The organism is Actinosynnema sp. CS-041913, assembly GCF_050942485.1.
GTDB lineage: Bacteria > Actinomycetota > Actinomycetes > Mycobacteriales > Pseudonocardiaceae > Actinosynnema.
Genome location: NZ_CP192037.1, coordinates 9,076,862 through 9,099,235 on the forward strand (window position 1 = coordinate 9,076,862; position 22,374 = coordinate 9,099,235).

At 69.9% G+C, this 22,374-nt stretch carries 23 protein-coding genes and 1 tRNA gene; 10 read left to right on the top strand and 14 right to left on the bottom strand.

The annotated features are described in order from the left end of the window. Nucleotides 1–137 precede the first annotated feature (137 nt). Nucleotides 138–701: a DUF5655 domain-containing protein gene (locus tag ACQPZF_RS41205; RefSeq protein WP_433266568.1), complete on the top strand. Its 564-nt coding sequence runs from the start codon at nt 138–140 to the stop codon at nt 699–701. Here ACQPZF_RS41205 and ACQPZF_RS41210 read toward each other — a convergent pair. The 4 genes from ACQPZF_RS41210 to ACQPZF_RS41225 form a co-directional block, all read right to left on the bottom strand. Continuing rightward, entirely contained in the window at nt 698–1,501 is an 804-nt protein-coding gene (locus ACQPZF_RS41210; protein WP_433266570.1) for a DUF4097 family beta strand repeat-containing protein, read from the bottom strand. The genes ACQPZF_RS41205 and ACQPZF_RS41210 overlap by 4 nt on opposite strands. A 440-nt stretch (nt 1,502–1,941) precedes the next feature. Continuing rightward, nucleotides 1,942–2,514 carry a hypothetical protein gene (locus ACQPZF_RS41215; RefSeq protein ID WP_433266572.1) on the bottom strand — a complete coding sequence of 191 codons (573 nt, stop codon included), beginning with the start codon at nt 2,512–2,514 and terminating at the stop codon, nt 1,942–1,944. A 23-nt stretch (nt 2,515–2,537) separates the two neighbouring features. Beyond that, nucleotides 2,538–3,074, bottom strand: a complete 537-nt coding sequence (locus ACQPZF_RS41220; RefSeq protein WP_433266575.1) for a TetR/AcrR family transcriptional regulator — start codon at nt 3,072–3,074, stop codon at nt 2,538–2,540. Further along, entirely contained in the window at nt 3,058–3,387 is a 330-nt protein-coding gene (locus tag ACQPZF_RS41225) for a DMT family transporter (RefSeq protein WP_433266577.1), read from the bottom strand. Before ACQPZF_RS41225 ends, ACQPZF_RS41220 begins: the two co-directional genes overlap by 17 nt. 130 nt (nt 3,388–3,517) lie before the next feature. Between ACQPZF_RS41225 and ACQPZF_RS41230 the strand changes: the two genes are divergently transcribed. Then, on the top strand, nt 3,518–5,788 hold the full coding sequence (locus ACQPZF_RS41230; protein ID WP_433266579.1) for a (Fe-S)-binding protein: 2,271 nt from the start codon (nt 3,518–3,520) through the stop codon (nt 5,786–5,788). 128 nt (nt 5,789–5,916) lie between these two features. On the opposite strand, the gene ACQPZF_RS41235 is transcribed toward ACQPZF_RS41230, so the two are convergent. Beyond that, on the bottom strand, nt 5,917–6,297 hold the full coding sequence (locus tag ACQPZF_RS41235) for a phage holin family protein (protein WP_433266580.1): 381 nt from the start codon (nt 6,295–6,297) through the stop codon (nt 5,917–5,919). A 36-nt stretch (nt 6,298–6,333) separates the two neighbouring features. After that, the gene (locus ACQPZF_RS41240; RefSeq protein ID WP_433266582.1) at nt 6,334–7,620 is read right to left on the bottom strand and encodes a hypothetical protein; all 1,287 of its coding nucleotides are present in this window, start codon (nt 7,618–7,620) and stop codon (nt 6,334–6,336) included. A 120-nt stretch (nt 7,621–7,740) separates the two neighbouring features. Here ACQPZF_RS41240 and ACQPZF_RS41245 point away from each other — a divergent pair, with 120 nt between their 5' ends. Continuing rightward, nucleotides 7,741–8,712, top strand: coding sequence for a cation diffusion facilitator family transporter (locus ACQPZF_RS41245; protein ID WP_433266584.1), 972 nt, complete (start codon nt 7,741–7,743; stop codon nt 8,710–8,712). Here the strand turns inward: ACQPZF_RS41245 and dcd are convergent. After that, a complete protein-coding gene (gene dcd / locus ACQPZF_RS41250) occupies nt 8,709–9,290 on the bottom strand; it encodes a dCTP deaminase (protein ID WP_433266586.1) in 582 nt (193 codons plus the stop codon). The genes ACQPZF_RS41245 and dcd overlap by 4 nt on opposite strands. Before the next feature lie 36 nt (nt 9,291–9,326). On the opposite strand from dcd, the gene ACQPZF_RS41255 reads away from it, so the two are divergent. Continuing rightward, nucleotides 9,327–9,397 (top strand) — tRNA-Gly (locus ACQPZF_RS41255). A 229-nt stretch (nt 9,398–9,626) separates the two neighbouring features. Beyond that, complete coding sequence (locus ACQPZF_RS41260) at nt 9,627–10,214, top strand: Uma2 family endonuclease (protein WP_433266588.1); 588 nt, start codon at nt 9,627–9,629, stop codon at nt 10,212–10,214. A gap of 106 nt (nt 10,215–10,320) precedes the next feature. Here ACQPZF_RS41260 and ACQPZF_RS41265 read toward each other — a convergent pair whose 3' ends face one another. From ACQPZF_RS41265 to ACQPZF_RS41275, 3 genes are read right to left on the bottom strand one after another with little or no spacing between them, the layout of a single operon-like run. Then, nucleotides 10,321–10,725: a DUF5313 family protein gene (locus tag ACQPZF_RS41265; RefSeq protein ID WP_433266590.1), complete on the bottom strand. Its 405-nt coding sequence runs from the start codon at nt 10,723–10,725 to the stop codon at nt 10,321–10,323. Further along, nucleotides 10,722–11,174, bottom strand: coding sequence for a MarR family winged helix-turn-helix transcriptional regulator (locus ACQPZF_RS41270; RefSeq protein WP_433266593.1), 453 nt, complete (start codon nt 11,172–11,174; stop codon nt 10,722–10,724). The genes ACQPZF_RS41265 and ACQPZF_RS41270 overlap by 4 nt, the downstream gene beginning before the upstream one ends. A 14-nt stretch (nt 11,175–11,188) precedes the next feature. Beyond that, nucleotides 11,189–11,569, bottom strand: coding sequence for a hypothetical protein (locus ACQPZF_RS41275; RefSeq protein ID WP_433266595.1), 381 nt, complete (start codon nt 11,567–11,569; stop codon nt 11,189–11,191). 207 nt (nt 11,570–11,776) lie between these two features. On the opposite strand from ACQPZF_RS41275, the gene ACQPZF_RS41280 reads away from it, so the two are divergent. The 5 genes from ACQPZF_RS41280 (at nt 11,777) to ACQPZF_RS41300 (ending at nt 16,811) form a co-directional block, all read left to right on the top strand. After that, nucleotides 11,777–12,400, top strand: a complete 624-nt coding sequence (locus ACQPZF_RS41280; protein ID WP_433274952.1) for a LuxR C-terminal-related transcriptional regulator — start codon at nt 11,777–11,779, stop codon at nt 12,398–12,400. Nucleotides 12,401–12,515: 115 nt separating this feature from the next. After that, complete coding sequence (locus tag ACQPZF_RS41285) at nt 12,516–14,354, top strand: acyl-CoA dehydrogenase (RefSeq protein ID WP_433266597.1); 1,839 nt, start codon at nt 12,516–12,518, stop codon at nt 14,352–14,354. Between the two features lie 155 nt (nt 14,355–14,509). Beyond that, nucleotides 14,510–15,283 carry a hypothetical protein gene (locus ACQPZF_RS41290; protein ID WP_433266599.1) on the top strand — a complete coding sequence of 258 codons (774 nt, stop codon included), beginning with the start codon at nt 14,510–14,512 and terminating at the stop codon, nt 15,281–15,283. A gap of 17 nt (nt 15,284–15,300) precedes the next feature. Continuing rightward, the gene (locus ACQPZF_RS41295; protein ID WP_433266601.1) at nt 15,301–16,119 is read left to right on the top strand and encodes a CHAP domain-containing protein; all 819 of its coding nucleotides are present in this window, start codon (nt 15,301–15,303) and stop codon (nt 16,117–16,119) included. Nucleotides 16,120–16,148: 29 nt separating this feature from the next. Beyond that, a complete protein-coding gene (locus ACQPZF_RS41300; RefSeq protein ID WP_433266604.1) occupies nt 16,149–16,811 on the top strand; it encodes a hypothetical protein in 663 nt (220 codons plus the stop codon). Nucleotides 16,812–16,850: 39 nt separating this feature from the next. Here ACQPZF_RS41300 and ACQPZF_RS41305 read toward each other — a convergent pair whose 3' ends face one another. From ACQPZF_RS41305 to ACQPZF_RS41320, 4 genes are all read right to left on the bottom strand, one after another. Continuing rightward, a complete protein-coding gene (locus tag ACQPZF_RS41305) occupies nt 16,851–17,597 on the bottom strand; it encodes a DUF1206 domain-containing protein (protein ID WP_433266605.1) in 747 nt (248 codons plus the stop codon). 105 nt (nt 17,598–17,702) lie between these two features. Then, nucleotides 17,703–19,958: a VanW family protein gene (locus ACQPZF_RS41310; protein WP_433266607.1), complete on the bottom strand. Its 2,256-nt coding sequence runs from the start codon at nt 19,956–19,958 to the stop codon at nt 17,703–17,705. 78 nt (nt 19,959–20,036) lie between these two features. Beyond that, nucleotides 20,037–20,330 carry a GroES family chaperonin gene (locus tag ACQPZF_RS41315; protein WP_433274954.1) on the bottom strand — a complete coding sequence of 98 codons (294 nt, stop codon included), beginning with the start codon at nt 20,328–20,330 and terminating at the stop codon, nt 20,037–20,039. Between the two features lie 36 nt (nt 20,331–20,366). Continuing rightward, a complete protein-coding gene (locus ACQPZF_RS41320) occupies nt 20,367–22,208 on the bottom strand; it encodes an NHL domain-containing thioredoxin family protein (protein WP_433266609.1) in 1,842 nt (613 codons plus the stop codon). Between the last annotated feature and the right edge of the window lie 166 nt (nt 22,209–22,374).

Consider the following 22,374-nt stretch of genomic DNA (forward strand, 5'->3'; position numbering starts at 1 on the left):
GCCCCGCGTTGAGCGGTGTCGGCTCAAGTTTGCCAGGAATCCCGGACTTGAGTCCACTCGGCTCAATCTTTCTGCTCGTCCAACGACCGGGAGGCTTCCGGTGTTCCCGCCGGGTGGTGATCCGGGACACTGTGGACATGGACTCACCCGCCGACATGATGGCCGCCGTCACCGGGTCGATGCTCGAACGCACCGGCCGCACGCTGGACGAATGGGTCGCGCTGGTCGCGGCAGCGGACCTGGACCCACTCGACCGGAAGGCGGTCCGCGGGTGGCTGCGGGACGCGCACGGCGTGAAGCAGAACTCGCAGTGGGCGATCGCCGACGCGGCGGCCCGAGCGGCGGGCTGGGTGGAACCGACTCTCGCGGAGTACGTCGACTCCCAGTACAACGGACGCAAGGCGATCCTGCGACCCGTGTACGACCGGATAGCGGTGCTGGCCCTCGCCCTGGGCGAGGACGTGCGGGCAGAAGGCCGGTCGACCTACGTGCCGTTCGTCCGGGGCCGCCAGTTCGCCGCCGTCCAAGCCCTGACGAGCCGCGTCGACCTGGGCCTGCGCTTCACCGAGCCGCCACCCACCGACCGCCTGACAGCGGGCGGTCCCGGCCAGGCGACCCACAAGGTGTCGCTGACCGGGACCGATGAGGTGGACGGAGAGGTGGAAGCGCTCCTGCGAGCGGCGTACGAGCAGAACGCCTAGACGGCGCGCAACGTCAGGTCACCGCTGTTGGACCGCAGGATCAATTCGACGGAGGCACCCGGGTCGCTCTTGACGTCGATGGTCTTGTCCCCACTGCCGGCCTCGACCTCCACCCGGTAGGCACCCTTGGGGACGCGGACGTTGACGTTGCCGGAGCCGGCCTCGGCCCGGACGGACTGCACGACGCCCATCTCGACGTCGATGTTGCCGGAGTTGTTGTCGACGAGCACGGCGCCCCGCATCTTGGACAGCCGGATGTCCCCGGACCCGACCTTGCCGTTGAACTCGCCCCCGATGTCGGACGCGGTCACGTCCCCGGAGCTGTTGTCGACCCGAACCACGCCGGCGACGTTGCGCACGGTGGCATTGCCCGACCCGACGCTGATCTCGACACTGGCCACCCCGTCCAGCGTGACGTCACCGGACGAGTTGTCCCCGAGGACCTTGACGTCCTTGGTGGGAACGGTCACCTCGTAGTTGACCGAACACCGACTACCACACCCGTCGAGGACGAGCGTGTCGCCTTCCACGCGATGCGTGACCCCGGTCGGCTTGTCAGCGTCCTTGGGGTACTCGACGTTCCGCTTCACCTCGGTGCCGGAAGCCCCGTCCCGACTGCGCAGCACGACGTTCCCCGACCCGTTCTGGAGCCGAACAGTGGAAACCGTCTCAGTCACCTCGTGCCGATCGTTGAAACTGTTCTGCACCAGCCGCACACAAGACGACAGCGCCCCCGCCACAGCCACCGCCGCGACGGCCGCCAACGCGATCCGCTTAACCACCACTGCCCCCTCAGGCATCAAGGTCATTGCCACCAAACTAGGGGCCACCACGCCCCCAGGACACCGGGAAAGCCCCCGACCCCATACGGGGGCTGTCCCTACCTCATCGGTCAGCGCCCACACACCGCCACCACCCGACGCCCGGCGCGCTCCGCGCTCTTCGCAGTCGGCGCGCGCAGCGCGCACACCCCCGGGTGGGCTGCGTGTCATCCCCGTATGGCCTGCCCGCAGGGCAACCGCGCTTGGGTGGGGAGTGCAAGCACGCTTTCCGCTTGCGCTCCCCACCCAAGGGTGGTGGTCTTTGACCAGGTCATACGGGGATGGCACGACGCCCGAGTCCTGCTTTTGTGATCATCCTTGGCGGCCAGCCCAGCGGCGAGCGTCGCTCTTCGTCACGAGCCAGCGAGCACGCTCGAACGCTCTTCAACCAAGAGCCGCCGAGACCCCTCGCAAACGCCTCAAGCCAACGCCTCAACCACCGCCCGCAAGGCAGGCGCACACCGGGCAGGATCGTTCAGATACCGCTCCGAAGCGATCACATGCGACTCGGTCATCCGCTCCCACACCAGCCCCTGCACCGAAACCACCGTGATCACCAGCCGAAACGGCTTCACATACCGCCCGATCCGACTCTCCACCCCCCGCACCACTTCCCCGATCGGCAACGCCCCGGGCGACCGCCCCGAGTACACCCGCTCGTACTCCGCAGCCGCCTGCCGCAACGCCAACACCGCAGCCCGCAAACAAGGCCGAACAGCCAACGACGGCCCGGAAACATCAATGGGCGACCCGGCAGGCAGCTCCGTCCGAGCGTGGTCGAGCACATCGGCCCACCAGCCCAACCACTCCTCCGCCGCCCCGCTCCGATCCACCCCGGGCGGCACGAACACCGGGACCGAGGGGTCCAGACCGGGCAGTTCCGGCACGGTGTCGACCGACAGCGCCAGGGTGTCGCGGAGGAACAGAGCGGTGTTGACCGTCTGATTCGTCCCGTGCGACACCTGCCACGACTCGCGTCCGGCGAACCTCATGGCCCCAGTGTCCCGCGTGAAGGTCATCGCGAGGGCATCAGAAGGGACACGACCGGCTCCAGCAGTTCCGCCGTTGGGGGGAAATCCGCGATCAGGCCCTGGATCAGCAACCCGTCCAGCGCCGCCACGAACCCGAGGAACGCCGCCGGTTCCATCGTGCCGAACACCGACGACAGCAGGGTGATCCACCGCCGGGCCGCCGGCCGCAGCTCGGGACGCCGCGCCGCCAGCAGGTACAGCTCGTACTCCGCCAGCGTCCGGCCCCGGTTGGGCCCCACCGCCTCGGCCAGGAACCGCGCCACCGAACCGGGCGTGGGCTCCACCGCACCGAACCCCATCGCCATCTCCCGCGCGGACCACGTGAGCGTCGCGATCAGCAGGTCGTCCAAAGTCGCGAAGTAGTAGGTCGACGAGGACACCGGCACCCCGGCCTCGCGGGCCACGGAACGGTGCGACACCCCGGCCACGCCGTCCCGCTCGATCACCCGCAGCGTCGCCGCCAGGATCGCCCGCCGCCGGCGGTCGCCGCGCGCCCGCCGCCCGTCAGCCGGCGGACGCACTGCCCAGCTCGATCGCCACCACGCCGAGCACGACGAGCACGAGGCCGCCGACCATGGTGAGGTTGACCGGCTCCTTGAACAGCACCACCCCGACGGCCGCGACGGCGGCGATGCCGAACGCGCACCAGATCGCGTACGCCACCCCGATGGGCATCCCGAGCTTCAGCACGAACCCCAGCGAGGTGAACGCGACGAGGTACCCGACGACCACCGCCACCAGCGGCCACGGCTTGGTGAACCCGTCCGACAGCTTGAGCGACACGGTCGCCACGACCTCACCCACGATGGCCACCGCGAGGAGCAGGTACACCACGACGAGCCTCCAACAAGTTGAACGAACGTCCCACTAGTTTATGTGATCGGCCACGCTCCGGTGGTTACCCGCCAGTAATCGGGCGTAGGCTGCCCAGCCAGGAGAACGGACGAGAAAGGCCGCCACCACAATGGGAGCCCTCCAGCTCACCCTCGGCGCCATCGGCGTCGCCGTCAGCGTGTACGCCTGGGGTCTGTTCGTGGCCGGTGTGGTCCGGATGATCAGGATCATCCGCCTGGGCCAGCCCGACGCGACTCGCAACGGCCCGTTCGGGCCGCGCCTGCGCACCCTGCTCGTGGAGTTCGTCGCGCACACGCGGATGGCCAAGTTCCGCAAAGTCGCCCCCTGGCACTGGATGGTGATGTGGGGCTTCCTCATCGGCTCCGCCGTCCTGTTCGAGGCGTACGGCGAGGTCTTCCACCCGCCGTTCCACTGGCCGGTCATCGGCACGTGGTCGCTGTGGGCGCTGCTGATCGAACTGCTCGGCATCGGCACGGTGGTCGGCGGCGTCGCGCTCGCCATCATCCGCCAGCTCAACCACCCGCGCCGCGCCGACCGGCTGTCCCGGTTCGCGGGCTCGAACTTCCGGGCCGCCTACTTCGTGGAAGCGGTCGTGATCATCGAGGGCCTCGGCATCCTCGGCGTGAAGGCGTTCAAGCAGTCCTCCGGCCTGGAGGACCCGCCGCTGTGGTCGTCGTTCGTCACGCAGCCGCTGAGCGAGATCCTGCCCGCCAGCACCAACTGGATCTCCATCATGGCGATCGTCAAGCTGCTGTCCGGCATGGTCTGGCTCATCGTGGTCGGGCGGAACCTGACCATGGGCGTGGCGTGGCACCGGTTCAGCGCGTTCTTCAACATCTACTTCAAGCGCGAGGACGACGGCGGCGTCGCGCTCGGCGCCCTGAAGCCGATGATGAGCGGCGGCAAGGTCCTCGACCTGGAGGAGGCCGACCCGGACAAGGACGTGTTCGGCGTCGGCAAGGTCGAGGACTTCTCGTGGAAGGGCTGGCTGGACTTCAGCACCTGCACGGAGTGCGGTCGCTGCCAGTCCCAGTGCCCGGCGTGGAACACCGGCAAGCCGCTGTCCCCGAAGCTGGTGATCACGCAGCTACGCGACCACGCGTTCGCCAAGGCCCCGTACCTGCTGGCGGGCGGCAGCCGGGACATGGCCGGTGACGAGGTCGGCCTGACCGAGGACAAGTACGCGGACTACCAGAAGCGCCTGGAGTCCATCGACGTGCTGGCGATGGCCGAGTCCCAGCGCCCGCTGATCGGCGGCGCGGAGGAACTGGGCGTCATCGACCCCGAGGTGCTGTGGTCCTGCACCACCTGCGGCGCGTGCGTCGAGCAGTGCCCGGTGGACATCGAGCACGTCGACCACATCGTCGACATGCGCCGCTACCAGGTGCTGATCGAGTCGAACTTCCCGTCCGAGCTGGGCGGCATGTTCAAGAACCTGGAGAACAAGGGCAACCCGTGGGGCCAGAACGCCAAGGACCGCCTGGCGTGGACCGAGGGCCTGGACTTCGACGTGCCGGTGTTCGACGGCGAGCTGGGCGACACCGAGTACCTGTTCTGGGTCGGCTGCGCCGGCGCGTTCGAGGACCGGGCGAAGAAGACCACGCGGGCCGTGGCGGAGCTGCTGCACACGGCGGGCGTCAAGTACACGGTGCTCGGCCCGGAGGAGAGCTGCACCGGCGACCCGGCGCGGCGCGCGGGCAACGAGTTCCTGTTCCAGATGCTGGCGCAGCAGAACGTCGAGGTGCTCAACACGGTCTTCGACGGCCGCGAGGCCGGCCGGCGCAAGATCGTCGTGACCTGCGCGCACTGCTTCAACACGCTGGCCAACGAGTACCCGGAGGTCGGCGGCCGGTTCGAGGTCGTGCACCACACCCAGCTACTGAACCGCCTGGTGCGGGAACGCCGCCTGGTGCCGGTCGCCGAGGTCGCGGAGGACGTGACCTACCACGACCCGTGCTACCTGGGCCGCCACAACAAGGTCTACGAGGCCCCGCGCGAACTGGTCGGCGCGTCCGGCGCGAAGCTGCGCGAGATGCCCCGCCACGGCGACCGCTCGATGTGCTGCGGCGCGGGCGGCGCGCGGATGTGGATGGAGGAGCGCATCGGCAAGCGCATCAACGTCGACCGCGTGGACGAGGCGCTCGGCACGGCCCCGTCGAAGATCGCGACGGGCTGCCCGTTCTGCCGCGTGATGCTCACCGACGGCGTGACGGCCCGGCAGAACGAGGGCCAGGCCGGCTCGCACGTGGAGGTCGTGGACGTGGCGCAGCTTCTGCTCACGGCCGTGCGGCGGGGCAAGGAGCGCCAGGACGTGCCGACCGACGAGGTCCCGACCGGCACTCCGCTGCCCGACGAGGACAAGGCGTCCTCGCAGGGCTGACCCGTTCAGGGCCGACCCGCTTCAGCGCTGACCCACTTCAGGGCCGACCCGCGCTGACCGACCAAGAGGCCCGCCCGTCCACTGCGGACGGGCGGGCCTCTTGGTTCGCGCTCAGTCCCCGTTCGCGCTCAGTCCCCGTTCGCGATCCGGTCGTACACCAGGTTCAGGATCCAGCTCGTCAGGGCCACGATGATCGCGCCCCAGAACGCGGGCCAGAAGCCGGTGACCTCGAACGGCAGGCCGAGTTCCCCGGCGAGCCAGCCGGTGAGCCAGAACAGCAGGCCGTTGACCACCAGGCCGATCAGCCCCAGCGTCAGCAGGTAGAAGACGCAGCCGAAGAACTTCACCAGCGGCTTCACGACCGCGTTGACCAGTCCGAACAGCAGCGCCACGCCGATCAGCGTGCCGATCTTGGCGGGTGTCGAGCCGTCGCCCAGGTCGATGCCGGGGATGACCGTGGAGACCCAGACCGCCACCGCGGTCAGCAGCACGTGCACCAGAATGCCCATGCCGCGCAGGTTAGCGGTGGCGGTCGTCCGAACGGGTCAGGCGCGGCGACGCCTGCGTGCCGCCAAGTAGGTCAACGCGCCGCCGCCGAGCAGGAGCCCGCCGAGCACGGCGAAGACACCGGGCGAGGCGCCCGTGCTCGCGAGCCCGCCTTCGTTCGCCACGGCCACCACCGCGGCCGTCGTCGTGGCCGTGGCGGACGTGTCCGTGCCGGGCGTGGCCGTGGTCGTAGGAGTCGACGTCGGAGTCGCGGAGGACGTCGGCGTGGTGCCGGTCGACACCTTGATCGGCACGATGGCGTGGTTGTTCGACGTGTCGAAGTCCTGGAAGTTCTGCGCCGACATGGGCCAGCTAAACAGGTGGAACTGGTCGATGTCCGCGCTGTCCAGCACGTACCGGATGGCGATCCGGACGGTCCCGCCCGGCTGGAGCGGGTCGCGCAGCTCGAAGTGCTGCCCGTCCGCGGCCATCACCAGGCTGTCGCTCACCGACCGGGCGGCCCACAGCTCGAACATGGTGAACTTCGCCCGGTCCGCGACCGGACCCAGGTTCGTCACGTCCACGGTCAGCTCGACCTCGTCACCCAGCGCGTAGGTGTCCTTGGCCGGCGTCAGGGAGGGCTTGCCCATCGCGAAGTCGATGGTCTGCCAGACGTAGCGGACATCGGCGCGCCCCGCGCCGGCGACCGGGACGGTGACCGTCTTCCGCCGGGTGGCCGGGTCGATGTCCTGGTCGGTCAGCGGTGCGGCGAGGTGCGCGGCCGGCTCCTTGTCCGCTGCCTCCAGCACGTACTCGCCGGCGGGCAGGTCCCGGAACACGTACCCGCCCTCGCCGAGCACCCCGGGCGGGGGCAGCTCGACCGGGCCGCGGGTGAGGCGCAGCGTCGCCGCCACGGCGAGGTCCCACTCGTCGGGCTGGTGCACGCCGTCCTCGTTCTGGTCCACGAACAGCTTGCCTTCGACGGTGCCGCCGACCAGTCCGAAGTCGACCGTGCCCGGTTTCTTCCTGGCCGGTCCGACCCGGTACAGGTCGGCCTCCACCACCTCGACGTCGAGGTCGACCTTCGGCAGCCCTTCGGCCCGGTAGCGGCCTTGCGCGTCGGTCGGGAACTCACCGAGCACCGCCCGGGACGCGGCGTCCACGATCCGCACGCCACGGCTGTTCCGGTGGGCAGGCTCGCCCGCTTCCCACACGTTGTTCTCGTTGCGGTCGAACCACAGCACGCCTTCGAGCGTGGCGGTGTCCTCCTGCGCTCCCGCAGTGCCCGCCGTCAACGCCGTCATCAGGGCGGCTGTCAGCACAGCCGCCGAACGCAGGTACCTCACGAATATTTCCCCCTGATGTGGAATCTCTCCCTCCTTATCGATCAGGGCAGGTCGCACGTTCCGCGAGTTGGCCCACAGTCGCGACGCGCGGGCCGGAGCCGGTCGTCCTACGGTCGGGACATGAGTTCCAAGGGCGGGGAGAGCACGCTCACCGTGCTGCTGGCGCTGGCGGTGAACCTGGCCATCGCGGTGCTGAAGGCGATCGCGGGCGTGATCACCGGGTCGGCGGCGATGCTCGCGGAGGCGGCGCACTCGGTGGCCGACACGTTCACCGAGGGCCTGCTGCTCACCGCCCTGCGCCGCTCGGAACGACCGGCCGACCGCCGCCACCCGTTCGGGTACGGGAAGGACCGGTACTTCTGGTCGCTGCTGGCGGCCGTGTCGATCTTCGTGTCGGGCGCGGTGTTCGCGTTCTACGAGGGGTTCCGCACGGTCTTCGGCGAGTCGGCGGAACAGACGAACCCGGGCGTCGGGTACGCGGTGCTGGCGATCGCGTTCGCGCTGGAGTCGGTGTCGTGGACGCAGGCCGTGCGCCAGGTGCGGAGGGGAGCGCGGGCCGAGGGGCGTTCGGTGCTCGCGTTCCTGCGGGTGTCCGACGACCCGACGGTGAAGACGGTGTTCATGGAGGACTCGGCGGCGCTGGTGGGCCTGCTGCTGGCGTTCGGCGGGATCGGCCTGCACCACCTGACGGGTTCGGCGGTGTGGGACGGGGTGGCGTCGCTGCTGATCGGCGTGCTGCTGGCGGTGGCGGCGTACGTGCTGGCCGGCACGAACCGGGGCCTGCTCATCGGCAGGCAGGCGGACCCCCACCTGGTCCGGGCGGTGTGGGACCACCTGCGCGGCGTGCCGGAGGTAGAGCAGGTGGTCGACCTGCTGACGATGGCGGTCGGCACGGACCGGGTGCTGTTGTGCGCACGACTGGACTTCGACGACGCCCTGTCGGCGGGTGATCTGGAGCGGGCGTGCGTGCGCATCGACGCCGACCTGCGCGCCCGGTGGCCGGACCTGGACGAGGTGTTCCTCGAACCCGTGCCGAGGACGGACCCGGAACTGCGTTCACGGGTGCTGGCCAGGTACGGCAACGTGCTCTAACGACGCGTGTCCGTGCGGTGGAAGTTGAGGTAGGCCCGCGACGGCGTGGGCCCGCGCTGCCCCTGGTAGCGGGAACCCGCCTGCGCGGAGCCGTACGGGAACTCGGCGGAACTGCTGAGCCGGAACAGGCAGAGCTGCCCGATCTTCATGCCGGGCCAGAGCGTGATCGGGAGGTTGGCGACGTTGGACAGCTCCAACGTGATGTGCCCGGAGAACCCGGGGTCGATGAACCCGGCCGTCGAGTGCGTCAACAGGCCGAGCCGGCCGAGCGACGACTTGCCTTCGAGCCGGCCCGCGAGGTCGTCGGGCAGCGTGACCGTCTCGTAGGTGGAGCCGAGGACGAACTCGCCGGGGTGCAACACGAACGGCTCGTCCTCGTGCGGCTCGACCAGCGAAGTCAGGTCGTCCTGCTGACTCGACGGGTCGATGTGCGTGTACCGGGTGTTGTTGAACACGCGGAAGAACCGGTCGAGGCGGACGTCGATGCTGGACGGCTGCACCATGACGTCGTCGAACGGCTCCAGCACCAGACGGCCGGAGTCGACCTCTTTGCGTAGATCACGGTCGCTCAACAACACGGGCACAGCCTATGTGTATGATCGGACCCGCAGCACGCGGGTGTAGTTCATTGGTAGAACGACAGCTTCCCAAGCTGTAGAGGCGGGTTCGATTCCCGTCACCCGCTCGTGGAGCCGAAGGCCCAGGTCACGTTGACCTGGGCCTTCGCCGTGTCCAGGTCAGGGCACCGTCGTCCTCGCCTTCGGTACCCGGCCCGCTCATCAATCCCAAACCCTCGCGCCCGAAACCCGTCACAGGGCAGAGGCCGGACGAGCGGCGTGGGAGTCGATCGGAGCCGGCCGAGCACAGCCGTGGGATACTTGGGAGCGACGACGAGCCGGAAACGAGGTGACCGCGTGACCGCTGCAACCGATCTCGCCCACCCCCTCGGCCCGTACACCGTTGAAGCATGGCGTGCTGCCGAGCACCCGGATGACGGGTCGCGGCTTGAGTTGATCTGGGGTTACTACCACGTGTCTCCTCCACCTGGCGGTCCCCACCAGTACGCCTTGGGTGCTCTCTACCGCGCCCTCTGGCGTGCGGCGGAGGGGAACGACAGGCTGCACGCGGTGACCGGAGTGGGTGTCGAGATATCCACCGCGATCCGCACCGCGTTGATCCCGGATGTCGCTCTGCTCAACACGCCTCCCACGACAACCAGCTTCCCCGCGTCAGCTCTGGTGCTGGCTGTCGAAGTCTGGTCACCGGGCAATAGCGCGCACGAGCGGGAGACCAAGGTCGCCGGGTACGCCATCGCTGGTGTGCCCTACTTGTGGACGGTGGAGATGCACGCCGTTCGCCGAGCTGCCGCAGTACGCGCCTACGAGCTGGTAGGTGGCAGTTATCGGGACCGCACACCCGCGCCCCCACGTGGCAGTGACAGCCAAACCGTGCTGCCCGGCCCTGTTCCCGTGCCCATCGACCTGGCCGATCTGGTTCCGTAGAGACTGCCTCAACGGATCCGGCGCGGGGGAACGCTCGCACCCCGGCACGCCCTGACGGTGCGGCCCAGGCCGGCAACCACCGACCTGGGTCACAGCCAGGACCCGGTCACTCGGACGGGCTTCGCCAGGCCTCGTTGTAGCGGCGTTCCCGCTCCCGGTCGGTTTCCGAAGACTGCTCCTTGCGGAATGTGCTGGCGGACGCTCGCGGGTAGCCGTACTTGGTCATGCGGTGGTCGGTGCTCTCGATCGCGTACGAGACCGCGAAGTAGACGCCGACCACCAGGCCCAGCGAGCCGCACGCCACGGCCAGCGGCAGCGGGGAGTCCAGGCCCCAGACCAGGCCCAGGGTGATCACGATCGTCAACGGCAGGACCTGGAGCAGGGCGCGCACCATGAACCACGCGAGCCATGAAGGCTTGGTCGCCTGGTGGAAGACCCAGTCCCGGTAGCGCAGCGGCAGACGCCCACCGACGAGGTACCAGGCGCGCAGCGCGAGCGGTGGCCTGGTCATGAGCGGTCCGTGGCGGTGATGACGCGGGTCAGCGCGGTGTGCAGGTCCTGTAGTTCGGCCAGTGTCATGCCCAGGCGTTCGACTACCGCCGGGGGAATCGCCAGCGCCTGTTCGCGGAGCGCGGCGCCCTTCCCGGTCAGGTCCACGGCCAGCCGGCGTTCGTCGGACGTGGCCCGCGACCGGGTGAGGTAGCCCACCGACTCCAGGCGCTTGAGCAGCGGCGACAGGGTCGCGGGCTCCAGCGCCAGCAGGTGACTCAGCTCCTTCACGGACAGCGGCGCCTCGCCCCACAGGGCCAGCATCACCAGGTATTGCGGGTGGGTCAGGCCCATGGGCTCCAGCAGTGGCCGGTACAGCGCCACCACGTTCCTGGACGCGATGGAGAGCGCGAAGCAGACCTGCCGGTCCAGGGCCAGCGGGTCTTCCTCGAAGGTTTGTGCACTAATCATTTGCACACACACTACTACCGGGACTCCAGCTCCGCCCAGCCCCCGCCGGCCGCCAGCACCGCCCGCACGTCCGCCGCGTGCTCCACGACCCCCGCCAGGTCGCTGTGCAGCAGCGCCGCCCGGTCCGCGTCCACCGCCAGGTGGTCGTCACGCCACAGCTCCACCGGCAGGCTGACCACGAACACCACCGAGTCCACCAGCCTCAGCACCGGCGCGTCACCGGGGAAGCCCGACCTGATCTCGGCGCACGCCGACGTGATCTCGCGCAACCCCGCCACGGCCGACGCGGGCGTGCCGTCCCACGACGCGTCCGGCCACACCCGGGCGCTCAGCGCCAGCCACAGGCGCCAGCCGGCGGCCGACTCGGCCTCGTCCCGCGGCTGCCACGAACCCATGCACTCCACTGTGGGGCCACCAAGCCGGACAGACCGCATGAGACTGCCCACAACGCCCCTACTTCGGCACATACCCAAAGTTTTCTGCGAATCACCGTCATGTTCGGCCGGTTCGCGACTCCCATCACCATGCGAACCGGTGTCAACGCGCGTCTGCCGTCCGCGGCGGGCGCAGGTCGGCTTGTCACGGGGCCGGGAATCGCGCTGGTGGATCCCGTACCGCTGTTCCGCGAAGGCCTCTCGGCCGTCGTCCGGCGGACGCCGGGGCTGCACTGGCTCGGTTCGACCGGCCACCTGCACACGGCCGTCCGCCTGCACGAACGCCTGCGGCCGGACGTGCTGCTGATCGACTCCGTGCTCGATCCGCAGGGCCACCTGGCGACCCTGCTGACCGGCAACGACCCGCAACTCCTGGTGATCTCGCTGGTCCGCGAGCCGCACCGGACCGCGAAGTACGTGCGCGGCGCGCTGGCGGCCGGCGTGCGCGGCATGGTGCCGAGGGCGGGCGAGATCGGCGAGGTGCTCCAGGCCATCGTGCGCGGCCACCAGGAGCGCATGTACCTGGACCCGACGCTCGCGCCGCTGGCGGCCGGCTTCACGCCCACCGCCGAGGCCGGGTCGCGCCGCACGCTGTCCCGCCGCGAGTACGAGGTGCTCCAGTTGATCGCGGACGGCCTGGAGAACCAAGCGGTCGCGAACGAGCTGTACGTGTCGGTGGAGACCGTCCGCACGCATGTGAAGAACATCCTGCGCAAGCTCCGCGCGCGGGACCGGACGCACGCCGTTTCGCTCGCTTACCAGGCCGGACTGCTCAGCGGCAAGTTGAAGTGAGCCGGTTTCGCCGGCCACGATCGGGCACCCGGCCTTGCCGGGGTTACTGACAGGTAATAAACTGGTTGTTACCGGTCAGTAGGGGACAGTCCCGACCTTCATGGAGTGAGACGAGATGGGTCACTACAAGAGCAACGTCCGGGACCTCGAATTCAACCTGTTCGAGGTCTTCAACGTGCAGGACCACCTCGGCACGGGGCCGTTCGAGCAGTCCGACGAGGACACCGCCCGCGGCGTGCTGGCCGAGCTGAACAACCTGGCCGTCGGCCCGCTGGCGGAGTCCTTCGCCGACGCCGACCGCAACCCGCCGGTGTTCGACCCCAAGACGCACTCGGCGACGCTGCCCGAGTCGTTCAAGCGGTCCTACCAGGCCATCTGGGACGGCGAGTGGTACCGCCTGTCCCTGCCCAACGAGCTGGGCGGCTTCGGCATCCCGCCGTCGGTGCAGTGGGCGGCGTCCGAGCTGATCCTGGGCGCCAACCCGGCGATCTACATGTACCTGGCCGGCCCCAACTTCGCGACGGTCGTCTACCGCAACGGCACCGAGCGGCAGAAGAAGTGGGCCGAGCTGATGATCGAGCGCGGCTGGGGCGCCACCATGGTGCTCACCGAGCCCGACGCCGGCTCCGACGTGGGCGCGGGCCGCACCAAGGCCGTGCTCCAGGAGGACGGCTCGTGGCACCTCGACGGCGTGAAGCGCTTCATCACCTCGGGTGACCAGGACCTGACCGAGAACATCATGCACCTCGTGCTGGCCCGTCCCGAGGGCCCCGGCATCGAGGCCAAGCCCGGCACGAAGGGCCTGTCGCTGTTCCTGGTGCCGAAGTTCCACTTCGACCCGGAGACCGGCGAGTCGACCGGCGAGCGCAACGGCGCCTTCGTCACCAACGTCGAGCACAAGATGGGCCTGAAGGTCTCGACGACCTGCGAGCTGACCTTCGGCCAGCACGGCGTGCCCGCGAAGGGCTGGCTGCTGGGCGAGGTGCACAACGGCATCGCGCAGATGTTCCAGGTCATCGAGTACGCCCGGATGATGGTCGGCACCAAGGCCATCGGCACCCTGTCGACCGGCTACCTGAACGCCCTGGCGTACGCCAAGGAGCGCGTGCAGAGCGCCGACCTGACCCGGATGACCGACAAGACCGCGCCCCGCGTGACCATCACGAACCACCCGGACGTGCGGCGTTCGCTGATGCTCCAGAAGGCGTACGCGGAGGGCCTGCGCGCGGTGTACCTCTACACCGCGACGTTCCAGGACCGCATCGCGATCGGTGGCGCCGGCAAGGAGCTGGCGGAGAAGGTCAACGACCTGCTGCTGCCGATCGTGAAGGGCGTCGGCTCGGAGCGGGCGTACGAGCAGCTCGCGCAGTCGCTCCAGACCCTGGGCGGCTCCGGCTTCCTCCAGGAGTACCCGATCGAGCAGTACATCCGGGACTCCAAGATCGACTCCCTGTACGAGGGCACGACCGCGATCCAGTCCCTGGACTTCTTCTTCCGCAAGATCATCCGGGACAAGGGCCAGGCCCTCGGCTTCCTCAACGGCGAGATCCAGGCGTTCCTCGACAACGAGGGCGGCAACGGCCGGCTCAAGGAGGAGCGCGCGCTGCTCAAGCAGGGCCTGGAGGACCTCCAGGGCATGCTCGGCGCGCTGGTCGGCTTCCTGACCAGCGCGCAGGAGGACGTGCGCAACCTGTACAAGGTCGGCCAGAACACCGTCCGGCTGCTGATGACGGCGGGCGACGTGCTGGTGGGCTGGCTGCTGCTGCGCCAGGCGGAGGTGGCGCTGGCCAAGCTCGACGGCCAGGTGTCGGCGCGCGACAAGGCGTTCTACGAGGGCAAGGTGGCGGTCGCGTCGTTCTTCGCGAAGTCCGTGCTGCCGGAGCTGTCGGCGCGCCGCAAGGTCGCCGAGACCACCGACAACTCGCTGATGGACGTGGACGAGGCCGCGTTCTGACCTGACAGTCCTTTTCGAGAGGGCGGCATCCCCGGTCGGGGGTGCCGCCCTCTTCGCGTTGTCCGGGAGTGTCCCGGACGCCTGTCCGCGCTTGTCGGACGCCTGTTCGGACGGCTTGCCTGGCGTCACCGACACGCGATCCCGGAGGTTCCGCGATGCCCCGCCCAGTGCGAGCGAGAACAACGCAGCCCGCCGCCACCCCACCTCGGCCGGCCGAGCGCAAGAAGCCCGAGGTGCCCCGCTGGGTGGCCTTGGCGGCGTTCGCGCTGCTGGTGGTGGCGGCCTTCCTGCTGGGCCATGAGCAGGGTTCCGGGTCGGCCCAGGGCACGGTGCCGGCCACCGAGGCGCCGCAGGACCCTTCGGTGCCCGAGGAGCTGCCGCAGGAGCAGCCCGAGGAACAGCCCGCGCAGGAGACCCCGGTTCCGGAGGAGCCCGCGCAGGAGACACCTGCTCCGGAAGAACCCGCGCAGGAGATCCCGGCCGAGGAAGAGCCCGTGGAGGAGACCCCTGCTCCGGAGGAGCCCGCGGAGGAAATCCCGGCCGCGAAGCAGCCTGCGGAGGACCGGCCGGCCGAGGAGCAGCCCGCCCGTGAACCTGCGCCACAGCTTCCTGTCCGCGCCGAAACCACGACCACGACCGAGGAGCCGATCGCGCTCCCGATGACGGCACCGGAGTTCGAGCCCGAGCTTCAGCCCGAGCTAGAGCCCGAGCTAGAGCCGGAGCTTGAGCCGGCCCGATCACTGGACGGGCCCGTGGTCCGCTCCGAGTTCTCGGAACCTTTCCCGCCAACCGTGATGGCGTCCGAGCTGACCCGACCGTCGGACGACTTCGTGACCATCCCGTCCCGCACCCCGTGCCCGGACGCCCCGGAGACGCACTACGACGCGCCCTCCTCCGCCGACCGGCTGATCATCGCCGGCCGGAGCTGACCCGAACTGGAGATCCCATGCGAACCCTGCTGAAGACCAGGGCCGCCCGCTTCGCCCTCGCCGCCCTCGCCGCGGTGGGCGTGGGGCTGCTCGGCGGCGCCGTCGGCGAACAGCCGGTGCTGGTCGCCGCCGCCGACACGGTCGACAAGTCCACTCGGGACAAGATCGTCGACATCGCCCAGAAGGAGCTGAACGGCAAGCACAACAAGGAGAGCGGCGGCTACAACTGCAACTACTACAGCGACCAGGTGGCACGGGCCAAGTGCCAGGCCTGGTGCGCCGACTTCGCCCGTTACGTCTGGGACAAGGCCGGCGTGAAGACCAGCGGCACGAACTCGCTGGCCGCCAGCTTCCGCGACTACGGCAAGGCCAACAAGACGTGGAAGAACGGCCCCGGCCTGAAGAACGTCAAGCCCGGCGACGTCGTCACCTACCGGCTCAACGACGGCAAGTACCAGAACGACCACGTCGGGATCGTCACCAAGGTCAACAAGAAGAAGGGCACCATCACCGTCATCTCCGGCAACAGCGGGAAGAAGACCGACCGGGTCGACAAGGCCACCGAGATCGACCCCACCAAGACGCAGGTCACCGGGTACGCGTCGCCGGTCGGCAAGAAGGGCACCAAGCCCAAGGGCAATGACAAGAAGCCCGACAAGGCGAAGTCCGATAAGGCGAAGTCCGGCTCGGTCGAACCGAAGAAGCCGGTGAAGTCCGCCGACAAGCCGAAGAAGCCCGTCAAGTCCGCCGAGCCGCAGCAGGAGATCCTGACCGACGGCCTGGTCGAGGCGGTGCCCGCCGGCGTCCCCTACTCCATCGCCGGTCCCGGCGCGTGATCCCCGACCCGAAGCAGGAAGGAACCACCGTGCTCCGCACCGCGCTCAAAACCCGCAACGCGCTCAAAACCCGCAACGCCCTCAAGACCCGCACCGCCCGCCTGGGACTGGCGGTGGCCGCCGTGCTCGGGGTGAGCCTGATCGCCCCGACGTTCGCCCAACCCGGCCCCGCCGTGCAGCTCGTCGCCGCCAAGGCCAAGTCCTGCAAGGACGTCGTGCTCGTCAGCTACGTGCAGCTAGTCAGCCCGGACAAGTCGGTGCAGCCCACCAACGCCGCCTCCGTGCCCTACCGGGTGCGCCCGTGCGCCAACCAGCACCCCGGCTCGTGGGTCGCGTTCACCAGCGCCCCGACCACCACCGCGCCCGGCGACGCGCTGGCGTTCGAGTTGCAGGGCATGGACGTCCGGCTGGAGGGCGTCGGCGCGAACAGCAGGACCGGCTCGTCCGCGCACTACAAGGGCGTGGTGAAGCTGACCCAGAAGGTGGCGAACGTGCCGCTGCTGCCGATCGCCCCGGTGTCCGTGCGGACCATCACGCTGGCCATCAAGTTCACCGTCCACCACCAGAAGTCGGGTGCGAAGGGCAAGAGCAAGAACGTCCGCCTGCCGAACTTCGTCAAGGTCACGTCGACCTGGAGCAGCCACCCGGACCTGGTCCGGTTCGGGTGGCAGAAGAAGGGCTACGTCCAGTAGCGACGCCCTCGACGCCGGCGGTGCCCGTCACCGCCGGCGTCAGACCTTGTGAGCCCGCGCGGCGGCGAAGCAGTAGCCGCCGAAACCGAGGAATCCCAGGGCGATCACGGCGAGCAGGAAGATCCCGTACGGCTGGGCGGCGAGCGTGTGCAGCGCCTTGTCCAAGCCGCCGGACTCCTTCGGGTCGGCGCTGACCGCCGCGAAGCCGACCAGAATCCCGATCAGCGCGTACGAGACGCCCTTGCCGATCCACCCGATGCGGCCGAGCCGTTCCACCCAGACCCGCGTCGCGGACGGCAGGTCGGACATGTCCAGGTCGTCCTCGAAGGACCGCTTGAAACCCTTGCGCGCCACGGCGATCCCGAGCCCGATGACGAACACCGCAACCGCGCCGACCAGGACCTGGCCGAACGGGAGCGCCAGCACGCGCGCCGTCCACGTCTGCGACTGCTCGGTGGAGCTGGACTGGGCGCTGCCGGTCGCGTAGCCGACGGCGGCGACCCCGATCGCGATCGCGGTGACGGCGCGGCCGGCGGAGCCCAGCCGCCGGACGATCCGCTTGCGCCGCGGCGAAACCCAGTTGTAGCCGGAGATCGCCATGGTCACCTGCCACACCGCGAACGCGAACAGGCCCACCGCCACGATCCACAGCAGCACCGGGCCGAACCCGGTCTGGGCGAGGGTCGCCACCGCGCCCTTCTGGTCGGTGCGCTCGCCGCTGTCCCCGAGCACGACCTGGGCGGTGAGCACGGCGAGCAGCACGTGCACCAGCCCGTAGCAGACCATGCCTCCCCGGCCGAGCACTTGCACGGCCGGGTGACGTCTTACCTCATGAACGCTCACGAACGGGTGAATACCCGCTCACTACCAGCCCCAACCGCCGCCGGGGCGTCACCCGGCGGGCGGGGCCTCGCACACGATCTTCGGCGACGGGTCGTAGCGGACGGTCCGCGACTCCGAACGGGTCTGGCCGGTCCGGCGGTCGCGGATCGTGCGGGTGTCGGTGACCGTGAAGCCCTGGGCCCCGGCGCTGTTCACGCACGGCTGGGTGTTCTTCTTGACCTCGTTCGGCTCGGTGAAGTTGGACTTCTCGCTGGTCGAGCCGCTGACGTCGTAGTTCTTCGTCCCCCACAGCACGATCCTGATCGAGGACGGCGTCCAGATGGTCTGGATCGCCACGCCCGTGTCGTCCGGGTTGGTGAACTTGATGTCGATCAGGCTGTTGCCCGCCCCGTCCATGAACACCGTGGCCTCGCGACCCGCCGGGTAGCGGGAGATCCAGTAGCTGTGCTCCTTGTGGCCCGCGTCCTTCATGCCGGCGTGGTAGCCCGCGTTGTACAGCGTGGTCGCGAACTGCGAGATGCCGCCGCCGACCGCGCGGCCGGGCGCGCCGTTCTCGATGATGCCCGCCTCGACGTAGCCCTGCGCCAGGCCGCGCGGACCGGTGTGGCCGTTGAGCGAGAACGTCTCGCCGGGCTTGACGATCGCGCCGTTCACCTTCTCCGCGACCACCCGGATGTTGGTGCCGGAGTCGGCGGCGAAGCCACTGGTGGAGAACTCGCCGATGACTTCCTTGATGCCCATCTTGTTGGCCTGCTCGGTGGTGACCTTGGCGGGCGTGTGCTTGTACTCCGCCTTGATCTCGCGCGGGCCCGCGCTCTTCAGCACGTCCATGAACGGGACCAGGGACTTCTCCCAGTCGATGCCCAGGCCGTCCACCGACTCCTTGACGGTCGGCTTGCCGCCCTCGAAGACGATCTCGGCGTCCTTGCCTTCCTTCTCGGTGTCCTTGAGCTGCGGGCCGGCGGCCTCGACCACCTTGTTGTTGTCGACCTTCGCGGTCAGGCCGCCGTCGTCGGCCGGCTCGAACACCAGGGTCGCGCCGAGCTGCTCGGGCGTGAGCGTGGCGTCCTTGCCCTCGCCCTTGATGACGACGGGCGACGCGGTGGCGGGCTTGGCGACCTCTTCGAGCGCCTTCCGCACGCCTTCCTTCGTGGTCTTCACCGGCGTGGTCGCGACCGGCAGCTCGATGGTGCCGCCGTTCACCCAGTCGGCGAGCAGCTTGTCCGTCGCGCCCGGCACGTCCAGCTTCTGGCCCTGCTTCGGGTCGACCGCGACCGGCGTGCCGCCCTCGAACCGGATGGTGCCCTCGGCCGGGTCGTGGTCGGTCGTGGCGCGCAGCGCCTCCAGCGCGGCGGCGAGCTTCGCGTTGTCGCTGCGGGTGGCGAAGCCGACCTCGCGGGACGTGAAGAACGACGTGACGCGGGTGATCGGCGACAGCGGCTGGTCGCCCGCCCGGTCCAGGGTGGCGGCCCAGTCCAGCTCCAGGCCGGCCCCCTTCGGGTCGAACTCGGTGGTCACGTCGCCCGCCCGGGTCTGCACCGGCTGGGCCAGCCGCGGGCCGATCGTGTCGCGCAGCTTCTGCTCGGCGTCGGCGTGGCTCATGCCGCCCACGTCGACGCCCGCGACCGTCACGCCGCGCGGCACGTTGCCGCCGGAGATCAGCATGTCCGCGCCGTAGAGCACGACCAGCAGGCCGAGCACGCTCGCCGCGACGATGAGGATCTTGCGGCGGTTCCGGCGGCGGTGGTCGCTCTCCTCGGCCTCGGTCTGCTCGTCCACCATCATCGGGCCCAGCACGGTGGCCTCGGGCTCGGCGACCGGGGAGGCGAACACCGTCGTCTGCTCGGACGGGGCCGGGTCGCGCGGGTCGTCCGGCGGGAACGGGCGGGCGGCCTCGAACGCGCGGGTCTCCTCGGCCGGCGGGACGATCGCGCGCGTCTGCTCCGCCGGGGTCGGCGGGGTGAGCTTGTGCGTCACGGCGTCCGGCGTCGGCGGGACGTGGCGCGTGGTGTCCGGGGCCGGCGGAACTTGGCGCGTCGCGTCCGGCATCGGCGGGACGTTGCGGGTGGCCTCGTCGGACAGGATCCGCGTCGCGTCGGACGGGGGCACGTTGCGGACGGTCGGGTCCGCTGTCGGCTCGTCCGGCTCCTCCTGCGGCCAGGCGTCCTCGGCCGGCCACCCGGCCTCCTGGACGGCCGACGCCGGGATCTGCGTCGTGCGCTCCGAAGCGGTGCCCGACGGGCGGACCGGCTCGAACGTCCTGGTCCGCTCAGCGTCGTACTCCGGTCGCTGGTTCTCCGGCACCGCTCCCCCTCTGACCTCTCCGCAATCCTCCGGGCCGCTCACCCGACCACCGCCACGCGTCGATCACCGCTCGGCGGTTCACAGGTAGAGCCCGGTCCCGTGGTCCGACCGCTCGCTGGCGATCGCGTGCACGTCGCGTTCCCGCAGCACCAAGTACGTCGAGCCCTGCACCTCGAACTCGAACTGGTCCTCCGGGTTGAACAGCACGCGGTCACCGACCTTGACGTGCCGCACGCTGGTGCCGACGCCGTGGACGTCGCCCCAAGCCAGGCGCTTGGCCATCTGCGCGGTCGCGGGGATCACGATGCCGCCGCTGCTGCGTCGCTCACCGTCTTCCCCTTTGACCCGAACCATGACGCGGTCGTGCAGCATCTGGACCTCTAGCTTGACATCGGGCACCCGGAGAGTCTACGTGGCGCTCCGCTCACCGTCGTCCAGACCGCCCATCATCAGGGGCAGCCGGTGCGGCCCGGCGGCGTCGACGCGGACCGGCACACCCCAGTCCTGGCGGGTCAGCTTGCACACCGGGTGCTCGACGGCGGGGTCGTCGGTGCAGCTCGCGGCCTGTGCGACGACGTGCAGCACGCCTTCCGCGAAGCCCTCGGCGACGCGCAGCGCGCGGGTGAGGTCGGTGCCCACGCCCGCGCCGTCCGCGAGGAGTCCGGGCGGGGAACTGGTGATCTCCAGCCGCGTCGACGGCCCGTAGCGGTCGTCCAGCTTCGTACCGGCGGGCGGGGTGAACACGACACTCAGCTCCAGGTCACCGGGCGCGATGACGGTCGGCGGGCGGCGGACCCGGTGGGCCTCGCCGAGGACCTTCGTGCCGGGCGCGACGGGCCGTTCGAGCCGGTGCGCGGCGGAGGCGACGACCACCAGCTCGCCGTCGACGTAGAGGACGTCGGAGGGCTCGGGGATGTCCGTGGCGAGCGTCGACACCTCGCCGGTGGCGGGGTCGTAGCGCCGGACCGCGCCGTTGTACGTGTCCGCGACGGCAACCGTGCCGTCGGGCAGGACGGCGACGCCCAGCGGGTGCTGGAGCAGCGCCTGCTCCGCCGCGCCGTCGCGGTGGCCGAAGTCGAACAGGCCCTTGCCGACGGCGGTGCGGACCTCGCCGTGCTCCAGGTAGCGGAGGGCGGAGGTCTCGGAGTCGACCAGCCAGAGCCGGTCGCCGTCGGCGGCGAGGCCCGAGGTCTGGGCGAAGAACGCCTGGTCGAGAGGGCCGTCGCTGAGCCCTTCGACGGTGGTGCCGGCGAACCGTTCGAGGCGGCGTTCGGCGGGCTTGAACAGGCCGAGGGTGTGGTTGCCCGCCAGCGCGACGACGACCCCGCCGGCGGGTGCGTGCCAGGCCACGTCCCAGGGGCTGGTGAGGTGGATCTCGTGCGCCGGACCGTCGGTCGCCCCGTCCCGCCACTGCTCGCCGGTGCCGGCGACCGTGGTGACCTCGCCGGTGTCCAGGTCGAGGCCGCGCAGGAGGTGGTTGACGGTGTCGGCGACGACCACGTGGTAGCCGACCCGCTCGGCGACGTCCGCGGGCAGCAGGGCGAGCCCGGTGGGCTCGGAGAAGGTCGGCTCGACACCGTCCCGCCGCCCGCGCTCGCCCGTGCCGATGCGGCGGAGGACCGTTTCGCCGTCGAGCGCGAGTTCGACCAGGCTGTGGTGGGCGGAGTCGCTGACCAGGAGGGTGTTGCCCGGGGTGACGATGGCCTTGGCCGGGAAGCGCAGCTCGGTGTCGGCGGGGGCGAGCGGCACGTAGGGGCCGTCGCCGCGGTGCAGGGTGCCTTTGGCGGCGTGCTCCTCGACCAGCTCGGAGATGATCTGGCGCAGCGCGTCGACATGGCCTTCACCCGCGGCGACGTGGACGACGTAGCCCTCGGGGTCGACCAGGACCAACGTGGGCCACGCCTTGACGGCGTAGTTCTGCCACGTGGTCAGCTCCGGGTCGTCCAACACGGGGTGATGCACCTCGTACCGCTCGACGGCGGCTTTCAGCGCTTCGGCGTCCGCCTCGTGCACGAACTTCGGGGAGTGGACGCCGATCGTGACGAGGATGTCCGCGAACTCGGCTTCGAGGGGACGGAGTTCGTCCAGCACGTGCAGGCAGTTGATGCAGCAGAAGGTCCAGAAGTCGAGCAGGACGACCTTGCCGCGCAGGTCTTTGAGCTTGATGTCCCGGTCACCGGTGTTGAGCCAGCCGCGTCCTTCGAGTTCGGGGGCGCGGACGCGGGCACGGCGGCGTTGAGCGTTCGTCACGTCGGGAGTCAACGCGAAGCCCAAAGTCTGGTATTTCGCGGTCCAGGATGTGGACGCTCACACGCGCCAAAGCGAGCCGACCAGACCCGGGCCCCGCGCGAGTGGGAGATAGCCCAGCCGGCCGTCCTCCTCACCATGCCCTGGATCTGCGCGCCGGCCGCGTTGC

Excerpts from the sequence above, each read along its gene's own strand:
- ACQPZF_RS41210 (WP_433266570.1), bottom strand. The coding sequence starts at position 1,501 with ATGCCTGAGGGGGCAGTGGTGGTTAAGCGGATCGCGTTGGCGGCCGTC.
- ACQPZF_RS41235 (WP_433266580.1), bottom strand. The coding sequence starts at position 6,297 with ATGGGCATTCTGGTGCACGTGCTGCTGACCGCGGTGGCGGTCTGGGTC.
- ACQPZF_RS41285 (WP_433266597.1), top strand. The coding sequence starts at position 12,516 with ATGGGTCACTACAAGAGCAACGTCCGGGACCTCGAATTCAACCTGTTC.
- ACQPZF_RS41290 (WP_433266599.1), top strand. The coding sequence starts at position 14,510 with ATGCCCCGCCCAGTGCGAGCGAGAACAACGCAGCCCGCCGCCACCCCA.
- ACQPZF_RS41215 (WP_433266572.1), bottom strand. The coding sequence starts at position 2,514 with ATGAGGTTCGCCGGACGCGAGTCGTGGCAGGTGTCGCACGGGACGAAT.
- ACQPZF_RS41295 (WP_433266601.1), top strand. The coding sequence starts at position 15,301 with ATGCGAACCCTGCTGAAGACCAGGGCCGCCCGCTTCGCCCTCGCCGCC.
- ACQPZF_RS41265 (WP_433266590.1), bottom strand. The coding sequence starts at position 10,725 with ATGACCAGGCCACCGCTCGCGCTGCGCGCCTGGTACCTCGTCGGTGGG.
- ACQPZF_RS41275 (WP_433266595.1), bottom strand. The coding sequence starts at position 11,569 with ATGGGTTCGTGGCAGCCGCGGGACGAGGCCGAGTCGGCCGCCGGCTGG.
- ACQPZF_RS41245 (WP_433266584.1), top strand. The coding sequence starts at position 7,741 with ATGAGTTCCAAGGGCGGGGAGAGCACGCTCACCGTGCTGCTGGCGCTG.
- ACQPZF_RS41315 (WP_433274954.1), bottom strand. The coding sequence starts at position 20,330 with ATGCTGCACGACCGCGTCATGGTTCGGGTCAAAGGGGAAGACGGTGAG.
- ACQPZF_RS41205 (WP_433266568.1), top strand. The coding sequence starts at position 138 with ATGGACTCACCCGCCGACATGATGGCCGCCGTCACCGGGTCGATGCTC.
- ACQPZF_RS41230 (WP_433266579.1), top strand. The coding sequence starts at position 3,518 with ATGGGAGCCCTCCAGCTCACCCTCGGCGCCATCGGCGTCGCCGTCAGC.
- ACQPZF_RS41305 (WP_433266605.1), bottom strand. The coding sequence starts at position 17,597 with ATGGTCTGCTACGGGCTGGTGCACGTGCTGCTCGCCGTGCTCACCGCC.
- ACQPZF_RS41270 (WP_433266593.1), bottom strand. The coding sequence starts at position 11,174 with ATGATTAGTGCACAAACCTTCGAGGAAGACCCGCTGGCCCTGGACCGG.